Annotated in this window: 10 protein-coding genes; 8 read left to right on the top strand and 2 right to left on the bottom strand. The window is 67.1% G+C overall.

Annotated elements, in window-relative coordinates; genetic code table 11:
* Positions 1–107: 107 nt before the first annotated feature.
* The 7 genes from DDT93_RS10340 to DDT93_RS10310 all read left to right on the top strand — a co-directional run bounded on the left by DDT93_RS10340 (position 108) and on the right by DDT93_RS10310 (position 11553).
* Positions 108–5549, top strand: coding sequence for an alpha-2-macroglobulin family protein (locus DDT93_RS10340; RefSeq protein ID WP_109465705.1), 5442 nt, complete (start codon positions 108–110; stop codon positions 5547–5549).
* Positions 5546–6109 (top strand): putative glycolipid-binding domain-containing protein, encoded by a 564-nt coding sequence (locus DDT93_RS10335; RefSeq protein WP_109465704.1) that lies wholly within the window; start codon positions 5546–5548, stop codon positions 6107–6109. The genes DDT93_RS10340 and DDT93_RS10335 overlap by 4 nt, the downstream gene beginning before the upstream one ends.
* Complete coding sequence (gene pbpC / locus DDT93_RS10330; RefSeq protein ID WP_198654815.1) at positions 6102–8153, top strand: penicillin-binding protein 1C; 2052 nt, start codon at positions 6102–6104, stop codon at positions 8151–8153. The genes DDT93_RS10335 and pbpC overlap by 8 nt, the downstream gene beginning before the upstream one ends.
* 81 nt (positions 8154–8234) lie before the next feature.
* Positions 8235–9362, top strand: a complete 1128-nt coding sequence (locus DDT93_RS10325) for an S-(hydroxymethyl)glutathione dehydrogenase/class III alcohol dehydrogenase (protein WP_109465820.1) — start codon at positions 8235–8237, stop codon at positions 9360–9362.
* A gap of 290 nt (positions 9363–9652) precedes the next feature.
* Positions 9653–10258: an ATP-dependent Clp protease proteolytic subunit gene (locus DDT93_RS10320; protein WP_109465702.1), complete on the top strand. Its 606-nt coding sequence runs from the start codon at positions 9653–9655 to the stop codon at positions 10256–10258.
* Positions 10259–10264: 6 nt separating this feature from the next.
* Complete coding sequence (locus DDT93_RS10315) at positions 10265–10759, top strand: GNAT family N-acetyltransferase (RefSeq protein WP_198654814.1); 495 nt, start codon at positions 10265–10267, stop codon at positions 10757–10759.
* A gap of 59 nt (positions 10760–10818) precedes the next feature.
* Positions 10819–11553 carry an NYN domain-containing protein gene (locus DDT93_RS10310; protein ID WP_109465701.1) on the top strand — a complete coding sequence of 245 codons (735 nt, stop codon included), beginning with the start codon at positions 10819–10821 and terminating at the stop codon, positions 11551–11553.
* Here the strand turns inward: DDT93_RS10310 and DDT93_RS10305 are convergent.
* Positions 11550–12182: a TetR/AcrR family transcriptional regulator gene (locus DDT93_RS10305; protein ID WP_109465700.1), complete on the bottom strand. Its 633-nt coding sequence runs from the start codon at positions 12180–12182 to the stop codon at positions 11550–11552. The genes DDT93_RS10310 and DDT93_RS10305 overlap by 4 nt on opposite strands.
* Before the next feature lie 127 nt (positions 12183–12309).
* Between DDT93_RS10305 and mbfA the strand changes: the two genes are divergently transcribed.
* Positions 12310–13284 (top strand): iron exporter MbfA, encoded by a 975-nt coding sequence (mbfA, locus tag DDT93_RS10300; RefSeq protein WP_109465699.1) that lies wholly within the window; start codon positions 12310–12312, stop codon positions 13282–13284.
* Between the two features lie 71 nt (positions 13285–13355).
* Here the strand turns inward: mbfA and dapA are convergent, their stop codons facing one another.
* Positions 13356–14231, bottom strand: coding sequence for a 4-hydroxy-tetrahydrodipicolinate synthase (gene dapA, locus DDT93_RS10295; protein ID WP_109465698.1), 876 nt, complete (start codon positions 14229–14231; stop codon positions 13356–13358).
* Between the last annotated feature and the right edge of the window lie 23 nt (positions 14232–14254).

Here is a 14254-nt window from a genome sequence, read left to right as displayed (position 1 = left end):
CTTATCCCGCGACTCGGTGAACATGAGCTTAAGCCTCGCGGGCTGCGGGGAATCCTTGCCAACCCAGAGGGCGCGTGCGACCCTGTTGGACATTGCAGGAGGATCCCATGAAGCGCTTTGTTTTGGCAGCACTTTTCACTCTGGTTTGTGGGCTTTTCCCCGCGATGTCGACCCGTGCACAGGACGCCGTTCCCGAGTTTCGCTACGTGGTCACCCGGAACATGGATTTCTACGGCGCGGACCTCGACGCGCTCTTCGATACCGACCTGCAAAGCTGCATACGGGCCTGTAGCGCAACCAGCCAGTGCAGCGCCTTCACCTACAACTCAAGGTCGCGCGCCTGCTTTCCAAAACGCGCAGTAAGCGAACGCAAGCCCTACGAGGGGGCCATCTCGGCCCTGCGTGTCGCCACCGATCCCACCACCCGCGACGCGGCACGGTCGCGGTCTGCCGCGCTCGGGTTTCTGGGCGAGTCCGATCTTTCTGAGGCGGCCCGGCTGGGGCGTGAACTGGGCCTGCTGCACTCGGCCGGTGACAACGACCTTGCCACCCTTCTTGACGCTGCTCGTGCCCGCAGCGCCGAGAACAAGCCGGTGGCCGCGATGGCGTGGACCGGCGCGGCGGTTTCGCTGAGCGATCGGGCCGACCTTTGGGTGGACTATGCACATCGTCTGTTGACGCTGAAGGGCGACCAGACCCATTCCGAGCGCGATTACCGTCAGCGGGCGCTGACCGCCGCGATCAACGGATACCTGCGCGGCGATACCCCCGGCATTCGCGCCTCGGCTCTCTTCGAAATGGCGCAGGCGCTCGAGGCGCTTGGCCGGGGGCGCGCGATGATCCCCGCGCTGCGGCTGGCGCTGGACGAGCAGCCCCGCGACGATTTCGAACGGATGCTGGAGGAGGCCATCGGCAAGTACGGCTTCCGCATCACCGACACGCGGGTGGACCAGGACAGCGCCACACCGCGCATCTGCGCCGAATTCAGCGAGCCACTGGCCAAGACCGGAGTCGACTACGAACCCTATGTCCAGATGCCGCAGTCGGGTCTGGTCGTGGTGGCCGAGGGCAAGGACCTCTGCATCGACGGCGTGGAACATGGCCAGCGCTACCGGGTGACCTTCCGCAAGGGGCTGCCCGCCGCCAGCGGCGAGACGACGTGGAAGGACGTCGAGGTGACGCAATACGTTCGCGACCGCTCGCCCTCGGTCAGCTTTCCGGGCCGCGCTTATGTCCTGCCCAAGGCGGCGGACGTGGCCCTGCCGGTCGATACGGTCAACACCGCGACGCTCGACCTTGCCCTGCGCAAGGTCAGCGACCGCAACCTGCTGCGCGCCGTGCAGGACAACTACTTTGGCCGCCCGCTGAGCCAGTGGGAGCTGGAAACATTCTCGACCGAGATCGCCGAGGAAATCTGGACCGGCAGCGCCGATGTCGGCAACGAGCTGAACCGCGACATGACCACCCGCCTGCCGATGGGCGAGGCGATTGCCGGTCAGGCGCCCGGCATCTATGCGCTGACCGCCAGCATTCCCGGCGCCGACCCCTACGAGGATGCCGGGGCGACGCAGTGGTTCGTCCTGACCGACCTCGGGATTTCGACCGTTTCGGGTACTGACGGACTTGATGTCATGGTGCGCGGGCTGTCGGACGCCAAGGCGCGGAACGGTGTCGAGGTGCGGCTGGTGTCGCGTGCCAATGCCGTCCTCGCCACCGCCACGACAGATGCCGAGGGGATCGCCCGTTTCGCCGCAGGTCTGACCCGCGGCACCGGCGGGGCCGCGCCCGCCATGGTACTCGCCAACGCGGGCGACGATGACTTTGCCTTTCTCAGCCTGACCGACCCTGCCTTCGACCTCTCCGATCGCGGCGTCGAAGGCCGCGCGCCCGCCGGGCCGGTCGATGTCTTCCTGACCACCGACCGTGGCGCCTACCGTGCAGGCGAAACGATCCACGCCACCGCCCTGTCCCGCGATGCCGGGATCAAGGCCATCGAGGGCCTGCCCCTGATCGCGATCCTGACCCGGCCCGACGGGGTCGAATACCGCCGCGTCGTCTCGGATGGCGGCAATGCCGGGGGGCATGTCTTTGATTTCGCCACCGGCCCCACGGTGCCACGCGGCACTTGGCGGCTCGACATCAAGACCGATCCGAAGGCGGACGCCGTTGCGACGCAGACCCTGCTGGTCGAGGATTTCCTGCCCGAGCGCATCGACTACGACCTCGCCCTGCCCGCCGGGCCGATCCGCCCGGGCGATACCCCGCCGCTGACCGTCGAGGCGCGCTACCTGTTCGGAGCCCCCGGCGCGGACCTGAGCGTCGAAGGGCAGGTGGTTCTGCGCCCGACGCGGACGCTTGCGGCCTGGCCCGGATATGTCTTTGGCCGACATGACAGCGAAAGCACCCCGCGCAGCGGCTACTTCGGCGGCGCGCGCACGGATGCGGCTGGCCTGGCCACCGTGGCGCTCGATCTGCCGCAGTACGACAGCGAAGGGCGGCCGCTGGAGCTGACGGTGATCGCACGCGTGGCAGACGGCGGCGCCCGCCCGGTCGAGCGGCGCCTGACCGCGCCGCTCCTGCCCGACAGCGCGGTGATCGGGATCAAGCCGATGTTCGACGACGTGGTGGCCGAGGGGACCGAGGCCGCGTTCGAGGTGATCTCCCTCGCGCCGGACATGACCCCCGCCCCGATGCGGGTGAAGTGGACGCTGAACCGGGTCGAGACGCGCTATCAATGGTACCAGCTTTACGGCGACTGGAACTGGGAGCCGGTGACGCGCCGCAGCCGGATCGCAACCGGCGAGGCGGATCTCGCGGGCGCGCCGCTGAGCCTGTCCGAAAAGGTCGACTGGGGCCAATACGAGCTGGTGGTCGAGTCGGTCGGCGGCGACTACACCTCGGCCTCGACGACCTTCTACGCGGGCTGGTACGCACCCGCCGATTCCACCGCGACTCCGGACCGGCTGGAGCTGTCGCTCGACCGGCCGGACTACACGGTCGGCGATACCGCGACGCTGCGCATCGTCCCGCGCGCGGCTGGTACGGCGCTGATCTCGGTGCTGTCCAATCACGTGATCCACCGCGAGGCGGTCGAGGTGCCCGCGGGCGAGAGCCGCATTCCCCTGTCCGTGACCGCTGACTGGGGAACCGGCGCCTATGTAACCGCAACGCTGATCCGGCCGATGGACGTGGCCGCTGGCCAGAACCCGGCCCGGAGCATGGGTGTGGCCCATGCCGCGATTGCCCCAGGTGACAAGGCACTGACCGTCAGCATCGACGCTCCGGAGGTTGCGGAGCCGCGCCAGACGCAAGAGATCTCGGTCTCTGTCGCAGGCGCGACCGAGGGCGACGCTGTCTATCTCACCCTCGCCGCGGTGGATGTCGGTATCCTCAACCTCTCCGGGTTCAAGAGCCCCGACCCGCAGGGCTATTACTTCGGCCAGCGGCGGCTGGGTGCTGAACTGCGCGATGTCTATGGCCGGTTGATCGACGGCATGAACGGAGCAATGGGCACCGTGCGGTCGGGTGGCGATGCCGACCAGGGCGCGCGGCTGCAATCGCCCCCGCCGACGCAGGATCTCGTCGCCTCGTTCTCGGGGCTGGTCCGGGTCGGCGCCGATGGTACCGCCAAGGTCGCCATCCCCCTGCCCGCCTTCAACGGCACCGTGCGGCTGATGGCCGTGGCCTGGTCGCCCCGCGCCGTCGGACAGGCGGAACGGGACATGATCGTGCGCGACCCGGTGGTGGTGACCGCCTCGGTTCCGCGCTTCCTCGCCCCCGGTGACCAGAGCCGCATCCTGCTGGAGGTCGTCCATGCCGATGGACCTTCGGGCGAGATGTCGCTGTCGCTCGCGAACGTGGGCAAGGAGTTGACCATCGCGCAGGGGCCGGGAACCTTCACGCTCGGCGACAAGGCCAAGGCACGGTTTCAGATTCCGGTCTCGGCCAGCGCCGTGGGCGATCCGAGTTTCGACGTGGTTCTGACGACCCCGGGCGGCGAAGTTCTGACGCAGACGCTGCGCCTGCCGGTGCGCGCGAACGATCCGGTGGTGTCGCAGACCCGCCGATTTGCCCTCGCCGCCGGAGATACCTTTGCCTTTACCGATGACGTCTTTGCCGGACTGCGCACCGGCACCGGACGCGCGATCCTCTCGGCCGGGCCGCTGGCGCGGTTCGACGCGCCAGGGCTGCTGAACGCGCTCGACAGCTACCCCTATGGCTGCACCGAGCAGGTGACCTCCAAGGCGCTGCCGCTGCTCTACCTGTCCTCGGTCGCGCAGGCGTCCGGACTTGGCGCAGGGCCCGACGTGCAGGAGCGGGTGGACGCCGCCATCGCGCGGGTGTTGACCCGGCAGGCACCGAACGGGGCCTTTGGCCTGTGGCAGCCGGAATCCGGCGACTTCTGGCTCGATGCCTACGTCAGCGACTTCCTGACCCGGGCGCGGGCCGAAGGCTATCGCGTTCCGGACCTGCCGATGCGCATGGCGCTCGACAACCTGCGCAACCGGGTGAACTACGCACCCGACTTCGACCGGGGCGGCGAGGACGTCGCCTATGCGCTTCTCGTTCTCGCACGCGAAGGTGCGGCAGCCATCGCCGACCTGCGCTACTACGCGGACGTGAAGGGCAACAGCTTTGCGACCCCGCTTGCCGCCGCGCAGATCGGGGCGGCGCTCGCTGCCTATGGCGATCAGGGGAGGGCCGACATGATGTTCGCCCGCGCCGGGCAGATGCTCTCGCAGCGGCAGGCCGAGGCGCCACTCTGGCGCGCGGACTACGGCACCGACCTGCGCGACTCGGCGGCGGTGCTGGCGCTGGCGACCGAGGCTGGCAGCACCGCGCTGCCGACCGAGTCCCTTGTCCAGCGGGTCACCGGAACCGACCAGCGGCTGTCGACGCAGGAGGCGAGCTGGACCCTGATTGCGGCGCAGGCCCTGATCAAGCGGCCCGAGGAGTCGGGTCTGCGGGTCAACGGTGCGGCGGTGACCGGTCCCTTTGTGCAGGTGCTGGAAGATGACGGGAGCCAGCGCGCGCTCGCCATTTCCTCCGCCGACGGCAAGGCGACCGACATCACCCTGACCACGATGGGCATACCCGAGGTCGCGCCCGAGGCGGGGGGCACCGGATATGCCATCGAACGGCGCTACTACGATATGGACGGGAACGCGATCAGCGGCTCCGAGTTCGCGGTCGGGGACAGGTTCGTCGCTGTTCTCACGGTCAAGCCTTTCGAAAACAGCGAGGCGCGCCTGATGATCGACGATCCGCTGCCCGCCGGGGTCGAGATCGACAACCCGAACCTCCTGCGTTCGGGCGAGGTGGGCGCGCTTGGCTGGCTGCAACCGACGGACGCGCGCCATGCCGAATTCCGTTCGGACCGGTTCATTGCGGCGGTGGATCACTACGGCACCGGCACGGTCACGCTGGCCTACATCGCCCGCGCCGTCACGCCCGGCCGGTTCTATCATCCCGCGGCCTCGGTCGAGGACATGTACCGCCCCCGTTACCGCGCGCGGACCGGGGCGGGCCAGCTGACGGTCACGGAATGAGCGAGGAGCATGGCATACTGGCGATGGCCCACTGGCGGCGGCTCGACTGCGAAGGTACCGACCGCTGTTCGCTGGCCCATGCCGACAATGGCTGGCTGCTGACCGGGCAGGCACGCTGGGGCGGAGCGCATCCGGGGGAGATGAGTTATGCCGTGCGCTGCGACGAAAACTGGCTGACCCTCTCCGCCGATATCTCGGGGCGGGTGGAGGGCGAGAAGATCGCTCTGCGGATCGCGCGCGAGCAGCACGCGTGGCGGGTGAACGACGCCGAGCAGCCCCAGCTTGACGGCTGCACCGACATCGACCTCAGCTTTACCCCGGCAACGAACCTGATGCCGGTGCGGCGCCTTGCGGGCAACGGACCTGCCGCGCTGCCGGCCCGCGCCGCCTGGCTGGTGCCGGACCTGAGCGGGCTCGCCGTGCTGGAGCAGACCTACACCCTGCAGGACGATGGCCGGGTCGAATACGTCTCGCCGAACTTTCGAGCCCCGCTCGAGGTTCACGACTGCGGTTTCGTGACCCGCTATCCCGGCCTCTGGGAAGGCTGGGTCGATGCCTAGACCGGCGCCCGTCCTCGCCGGACTGGTGCTTGCGCTGGGATTGGGCGCGGCGGTGCGGGACGGTATGGATCGCTGGATCGACCGGACGGACCTGCCCCTGACCCTCGCCGAGACCTCGCAGGAAATGCGCGGCCGCGACGGAGACCTGCTGCGCGCCTATCAGGTTGGCGACGGTATCTGGCGGCTCGACGTGCAGCCGGGCGAGGTGGATCCGACCTATGTCGCCATGCTGATCCGCTACGAGGACAAGCGTTTCCTGACCCATCACGGCGTCGACCCGTTGGCGATGCTGCGAGCGGCAGGGCAGGCCATCGGGAACGGCGGAGTGATCTCGGGGGGCTCCACCCTCACCATGCAGGTCGCCCGGTTGCTGGAGGACGGCCCGACCGGACGCTGGAACGGCAAGCTGCGGCAGATGCGTGTGGCGATGGCGCTCGAACGGCGGTTGAGCAAGGAAGAGATCCTGCGGCTCTACCTGATCCACGCACCCTATGGCGGCAACATCGAAGGGGTACGTGCAGCGAGCCTCGCGTGGTTCGGAAAGGAACCACGGCGCCTCACCCCGTCCGAAGCGGCCCTGCTGATCGCTCTGCCCCAGTCGCCCGAAACGCGCCGACCCGACCGGTTCCCGGAGCGGGCGCTCGACGCCCGTAACCGGGTGCTGGACCGGCTGTTTTCGCAGGGCGCGTTGACCACGGAATCCCTGAATGCCGCAACGCAGCAAAAGATCCCGGAAGCGCAGCATGACTTCCCCCGTCTCGCCGCACACCTCGGGGATTCGCTGCGCAGCGAAGACCCTGTCGGACACCGCCACGACATGACCATTGACGCTGCGCTGCAGCGTTCCCTCGAGCGCCTTACGGCCGATGCCGCCCGACGCGCGGGACCGAACCTGTCCATCGCGCTGATCGCCGCCGACTACACCACCGGCGAGATCCTCGCCTCGGTCGGATCGCCCGATTACAGCAACGCGGGAGGGCGCGAGGGGTATGTCGACATGACCCGCGCGATCCGCTCGCCCGGGTCGCTGCTCAAGCCGCTGATCTACGGGCTTGCCTTCGATCAGGGCCTCGTTCACCCGGAAACATTGATAAATGACGGGCCCGTCGCCTTTGGCCAATACGCGCCACAGAACTTCGACGGGACGTTCCGCGGCGACATCCGGGTCCGCGAGGCGCTGCAGCAATCGCTGAACATCCCGGTGGTCAAGCTCACCGATGCGCTAGGCCCCGCCCGCCTCGTCTCGGCGCTGGAGCGGTCGGGCGCCGAACTGCACATCCCCGGTGGCAGGCCCGGACTCGCGGTTTCGCTGGGCGGCCTCGGGGTCAGCCTGCACGATCTGGTCCAGCTTTATGCTGCGCTTGCGAACGGCGGCGCGGGATTTTCGCTGCGCAGCGAAATTTCGCAACCGCGCAGCGAAATGCCACGCCTGATCTCGGCCGAGGCGGCGTGGCAGGTGGGCAATATCCTCGCCGGTCTGACCCCGCCACCGGGTGCGCCCTCGGGCGTTCTGGCCTACAAGACCGGCACCTCTTACGGGCACCGCGACGCATGGGCGATCGGCTATGACGGGCGCCACGTGGTCGGCGTCTGGATGGGACGGCCCGACGGGACGCCGGTGCCCGGCGCATTTGGCGGCGACCTTGCGGCACCCGTCCTGTTCGAAGCTTTCGGCCGGCTCAAGCCCGGCTTCGACCGGCTGCCGCCGCCTCCGCCCGCCACCCTGATCGTCGGCTCGGCCGAACTGCCCCGCCCCCTGCAACGGTTTCGCCCGCGCGATGCCGCCTTCGCCGAACCGGCAGACGCGCTGCGGCTGACCTTTCCACCGGATGGCGCGCGGCTTGCCCTCGCGGGCGCACCCGTCACGCTCAAGCTGCGCGGCGGCGCGGCGCCCTTCACCGTGCTGGCGAACGGACGGCCCGTGGCAACAGGCCGACATGATCGAGAGATCGCCCTGCCCGACCTCGATCCCGGCTTCTCCACCATCGTCGTGCTGGACGGTGTCGGAGGCTCTGCCCGGGTCTCCCTCAGGCTGGATCAATAGACCTGCGAAACCTGACGAGGGCTTGATCTATCGGGCCGCTTCGCACAGGGTCCGCGCAACCGAAAACAAGGAGACTGCATGATGCGTACCCGTGCTGCCGTGGCCCTCGAGGCCGGTAAACCGCTCGAAATCATGGAAGTGAATCTCGATGGTCCGAAGGCTGGCGAAGTGCTGGTCGAGATCAAGGCGACCGGCATCTGCCACACCGACGAGTTCACCCGTTCGGGCGCTGACCCGGAGGGGCTGTTCCCCTGCATCCTCGGCCACGAGGGCGCGGGCGTCGTCGTCGAGGTGGGTGAAGGCGTCACCACGCTGAAGCCGGGCGATCACGTGATCCCGCTCTACACCCCGGAATGCCGCGAGTGCCCGTCGTGCCTGTCGGGCAAGACCAACCTTTGCACCGCGATCCGCAACACGCAGGGCCAGGGCCTGATGCCGGATGGCACCACGCGCTTCTCGATGCTGGATGGCACCCCGATCTATCACTACATGGGCTGCTCGACCTTCGCCAACCACACCGTGATGCCCGAGATCGCGCTGGCCAAGGTGCGGGAAGACGCGCCTTTCGACAAGATCTGCTACATCGGCTGCGGCGTTACCACCGGCATCGGCGCCGTGATCAACACCGCGGGCGTCGAGATCGGCTCGACCGCGGCGGTCTTCGGCCTCGGCGGCATCGGCCTGAACGTAATCCAGGGCCTGCGTATGGCGGGTGCGGACATGATCATCGGCGTCGATCTGAACGACGACAAGGCCGAGATGGCCAAGAAGTTCGGCATGACCCACTTCGTGAACCCCTCGAAGGTCGAGAACACGGTGCAGGAGATCGTGAACCTGACCAAGCGCGGCGCGGACCAGATCGGCGGCGTGGACTATTCCTTCGACGCCACCGGCAACGTGAAGGTGATGCGCGACGCGCTCGAATGCTCGCACCGCGGCTGGGGCGTGTCGGTGATCATCGGCGTGGCCCCGGCAGGCGCCGAGATTTCGACCCGTCCGTTCCAGCTGGTTACCGGCCGGGTCTGGAAGGGCACGGCATTCGGCGGCGCCAAGGGCCGGACCGACGTGCCGAAGTTCGTCGACTGGTACATGGACGGCAAGATCGAGATCGACCCGATGATCACGCACACGCTTAGCCTCGACGACATCAACGAGGGCTTCGACCTGATGCACGAGGGCAAGTCGATCCGCGCGGTCGTCGAATACTGATCCACCAGCAACGGGACAGAGAGGCACCGGCCAGCCAGGCCGGTGCCTTTTTCGTTGCCGTGTCCGTCAAAAGGGGCGTGGGCGGGGAGTTCGGGAGTGAGGGGCGCTGCCCCTCACGCTCCCCGGGATACTTGAAACCCAAAGAAGCGGGGAGGCGGGACGGGTTCTGGCCGGGGCACGCGGATGAGGAGACTCCCTGCTATCGGCTTGCAGCCGCCGGAGAGGTGATTAACTTCGACAGCGGGGCGGCGCTATCCCGTGGTCGCCTGCAAGCCCGATGGGAGAGACCGATGTACACGAAGTTCGACGGCGACGACGAGGATACCCCGAAGAAGGACGACGAGGCGCAGGCCTCGGGACGGGTGGACAACCTGTTCTTCAAATCGCGCAACGTGATCATCGCGGGCGAGATCAACGACAAGCTGGCGCAGCGCGCGGTCACGCATCTCTTTGCGCTGGCCGAGGAAAGCGACGACCCGATCAACGTGTTCATCTCCTCGCCCGGCGGTCATGTGGAATCCGGCGACATGGTGCATGACGTGATCAAGTTCATCCGCCCCACGGTGCGTACCATCGGTTCTGGCTGGGTGGCGAGCGCCGGCGCGCTGATCTTCGTCGGGGCGCAGAAGGAGAACCGGTACTGCCTGCCCAACACCCGCTTCCTGCTGCACCAGCCCTCGGGCGGGATTCGCGGGCAGGTCAGCGACCTGATGATCCAGGCCGAACAGATCCGCATCATGTCGGAGCGGTTCCACAAGCTGTTCGCCGAGGCCACCGGCCAGACGCAGGAGCGCATCGCCGAGGACACGCAGCGTGACTTCTGGCTGAAGGCGCACGAGGCCAAGGATTACGGGCTGGTCGGCAAGATCATCTCGACCGTGGACGAACTGGGCTGAGCTGACATGACCCTGACGATCCGGCAGGCCGCCGCAGCGGACGATGACGCCATCTGGGCAATCCTGAAACCGGCCATCGAGTCCGGCGAGTTCTTTACCGCCGATCCGGCGGGCGGACGCGCGGGCGGGTTCGACTACTGGCGGGGCCCGGGTGCGGTGAACTTCGTCGCGGAACTGGAGGGCCGGATCGTCGGGACCTATTACGTCAAGCCGAACCAGAACGCGAAGGGCAATGCCGGGCACGTGTGCAACGCCGGTTATTGCACCTCGCCCGAGGCGCGGGGGCATGGTGTGGCGCAGGCCATGCTGTCGCATTCGCTGGAGGAGGCGAAGCGACGCGGGTTCCGGGCGATGCAGTACAATTTCGTCGTCTCCACCAATACGCGCGCCATCGACACCTGGACGCGGGCGGGCTTCGAGACGGTGGGCCGCCTGCCGCTGGCCTTTCACCACCCGCGCGAGGGCTACGTCGATGCGCTGGTGATGTTCCGCCCCCTCTGAGCGGTTGCACCTCCTCCCGGTATCGTAGAGGGTGACCGCGAAACCGGGAGATCATCATCATGGCCCAGAACCAGGATGTACCGCTGCTCGCGGTGCTCATCGACGCCGACAATATCTCGGCAAAGTACGCCGAGGCGATGTTCGAGGAAATCGCCTCGTTCGGCGAGGCCAGCATCCGCCGCATCTACGGCGATTTCTCCGGCGGCGGACCGCAGGGCTGGACCAAGGACAAGCTGGCGGCGCTCGCCATAGTCCCGCACCAGCAGTTCGCCAATACCACCGGCAAGAACGCCAGCGACATCGGGCTGGTGATCGATGCGATGGACATCCTGCACTCGGGGCGGTTCGACGGCTTCGTGCTGATCTCCTCCGACAGCGATTTCACCCGGCTCGCCAGCCGCATCCGGGAACAGGGGCTGGACGTCTACGGCATGGGGATGCGCAAGACGCCGGCGGCCTTCGTGAAGGCCTGCAAACGGTTCATCTACGTCGAGAACCTGATGAACGACCCGGTCAAGACCAAGCCGCGGCAGGACAAGGTTGCGGAGGACGGCGAGGCGCCCGCCGAGATGGAGGACCCCACCAAGCTGGTGATCCGCGCAATGGATGCCATCGGGCAGGAGGACGAGTGGTTCTCGCTGGGTCAGGTCGGCCAGTATATCACCGCCTCGAACCCGGATTTCGATACCCGCAGCTATGGCAAGAAGAAGCTGAGCGACCTGATCCGCGAGCTGAAGCGGTTCGAGACCAAGCGGGGCGACGGCAACCAGCTGCTGGTGCGCCGGGTCGACTAGAGCCTGCTCTTGTCGGTGCCGTAGCGCGCGAGGAACGTCTTTACCGCGTTCTCGACCACGGCCTCGATCTCTTCGTCGGTGAAGGTTTTCTGCACGCCGAAGACGAGGCGGGTCCAGAGCCGGACCTTGCAGAGTTCCCCGAACTGTTCGGCCGCAATATCGACGTCGTCGATGTCGAGGAAACCCTTCTCGATCCCGCGTTGCAGGAATTCGCAGATGCGCCGTTTTCCCTCGGCCGGACCGTGGTGATAGAAGGTCTGCCCGAGTTCGGGAAAGCGCTCGCTCTCGGCCACGCAGATGCGGAAGCACTGCTGGGTGAAGTCCGAGAGCAGGAAACGCACAATGTGATGGGCCGCGACCCGCAGGTTCTGTCCCGGGGGCGCCTCCTCGTCGATCAGGCTGACGGTGTTCTCGGCCATGCGCTCGCACTCCAGCCGGGCGACCTCGAGGAAGAGCAGGCGCTTGTCGGGGAAGTAGCTGTAGAGCGTCGCCTTGGAGACCCCGGCGGCCCTGGCGATGTCATCCACGCTGGCCCCTTCGAAGCCGTCGCTGAGGAAGACCTGCCGCGCACCGGCAATGACCTGATCGAATTTGCGTCCGGTGCGCAGGATCGCCGATGCATCGTTCATTGCTGTCTCGCTCTGCTGGATGGTCCAGTGTAAACCGAACTGTTCACTTTCAACAACTCCCGGGAGACATGGTTGCCACTCCGGATGAATAGGTTATATTTAGAATAATTCTAATACTGGACAGCAAATGAACTTCCTGACATCGAGAAAGCGTTTCTCCGACCTGACCGAGCGCGAGATCATCGCGCTGGCCGTCTCGTCGGAAGAGGACGATGCCCGCATCTACCGCGGCTATGCCGAGACCCTGCGCGCGGATTACCCGGCGACCGCCCGCATGTTCGAGGGTATGGCCGCCGAGGAGGACCAGCATCGGGCCCGGCTGATCGCCCTGCACGAACAGCGATTCGGGCCGACCATCCCGCTGATCCGCCGTGAGCACGTGGCTGGCTACTACAACCGGCGGCCGATCTGGTTGGTCGAGAACCTCGGGATCGACCGGATCCGCGAGGAAGCGGAGATGATGGAGCGCGATGCCGAACGCTTCTACATCGAGGCGGCCAAGCGCACGAGCGATGCGACCACGCGCAAGCTGCTGGGCGATCTCGCGGCGGCCGAGGCCAGCCACGAGCGCACAGCCGCGCACCTGATGGAAGAACACGTCGGGCCCGAGGCGCGGGATGCCGAGGCGGCAACCTCGCACCGGCAGTTCGTGTTGACCTGGGTCCAGCCGGGGCTGGCGGGGCTGATGGACGGCTCGGTCTCGACGCTGGCGCCGATCTTTGCCACCGCCTTTGCCACGCAGGACCCGTGGACCACCTTCCTCGTCGGTCTTGCCGCCTCGGTCGGGGCGGGGATCTCGATGGGCTTTACCGAGGCCGCGTCCGACGATGGCGAACTGTCCGGGCGCGGCTCTCCGGTCAAGCGCGGGCTGGCCTCGGGGGTGATGACCGCCGTTGGCGGGCTGGGCCACGCCCTGCCCTATCTCATCCCGCATTTCTGGACCGCCACCGCAATCGCCTTTGTCGTCGTTTTCTGCGAGCTCTGGGCCATCGCATGGATCCAGAACCGCTACATGGAGACGCCCTTCTTTCGTGCCGCGTTTCAGGTGGTTCTGGGCGGCGCGCTGGTGCTGGCGGCGGGCATCCTGATCGGCAGTGGCTGAAATCTGGCAGAAACGAAAACGCCCGGCCAATCGGCCGGGCGCTGCGTGTCAGTGTCTAGGGTGGCGAGAGGTCAGTTCACCAGACCGGCGTGACGCATTGCGGCGTCGATCGCGGCCTTGGTGCTGTCCTCCAGCCCGGTGAGGGGCGAACGCACCTCTTCCGTGCACATGCCCAGCTTAGACAGGCCGTACTTGGCCCCCACGAGACCGGGTTCGATGAAGATCGCCTCGTGCAGCGGCATCAGCCGGTCCTGGTAGTCGAGCGCGGTCTTGTAATCGCCTGCAAGCGTCGCGGCCTGGAACTCGGCGCAGAGACGCGGCGCCACGTTGGCCGTGACCGAGATGCAGCCGACACCACCGTGGGCGTTGAAGCCCAGCGCGGTTGCGTCCTCGCCCGAGAGCTGGATGAAATCCTTGCCGCAGGCGGCGCGCTGCTGGCTGACCCGCTCGAGCCGTCCGGTCGCATCCTTGACCCCGGCAATGCGCGGCAGCTTGGCCAGCTGGCCCATGGTGGCCGGGACCATGTCGATCACCGAGCGCGGCGGGATGTTGTAGATGATGATCGGCAGGTTGCAGGCGTCGTGGACGGCCGTGAAGTGCGCCACCAGCCCGCGCTGCGTCGGTTTGTTGTAATAGGGCGTGACCACGAGGATCGCATCGGCGCCGACCTTCTCGGCAAACTGCGCGAAATGGATGGCCTCGGTCGTGTTGTTCGAACCCGCGCCGGCGATGACCGGGATGCGGCCCTTGGCGGCCTTCACGACCTCTTCCACGACGGTCTCGTGTTCGGCATGGCTCAGGGTCGGGCTCTCGCCGGTGGTGCCCACGGGAACCAGCGCCGACGACCCCTCTTCTATGTGCCACTCCACAAGGCGTTTGAGCGCATCCAGGTCCAACGCGCCGTTACGGAACGGAGTGACGAGGGCTGGCATGGAGCCTGTGAACATGGGGGCGCTCCCTTTTGTTTCAT

Origin of the sequence: Albibacillus kandeliae (genome assembly GCF_003116585.1) — a bacterium.
In the GTDB taxonomy this organism is placed as follows: Bacteria; Pseudomonadota; Alphaproteobacteria; order Rhodobacterales; family Rhodobacteraceae; genus Albibacillus; species Albibacillus kandeliae.
This window is presented reverse-complemented; position numbering and strand designations above follow the sequence as displayed.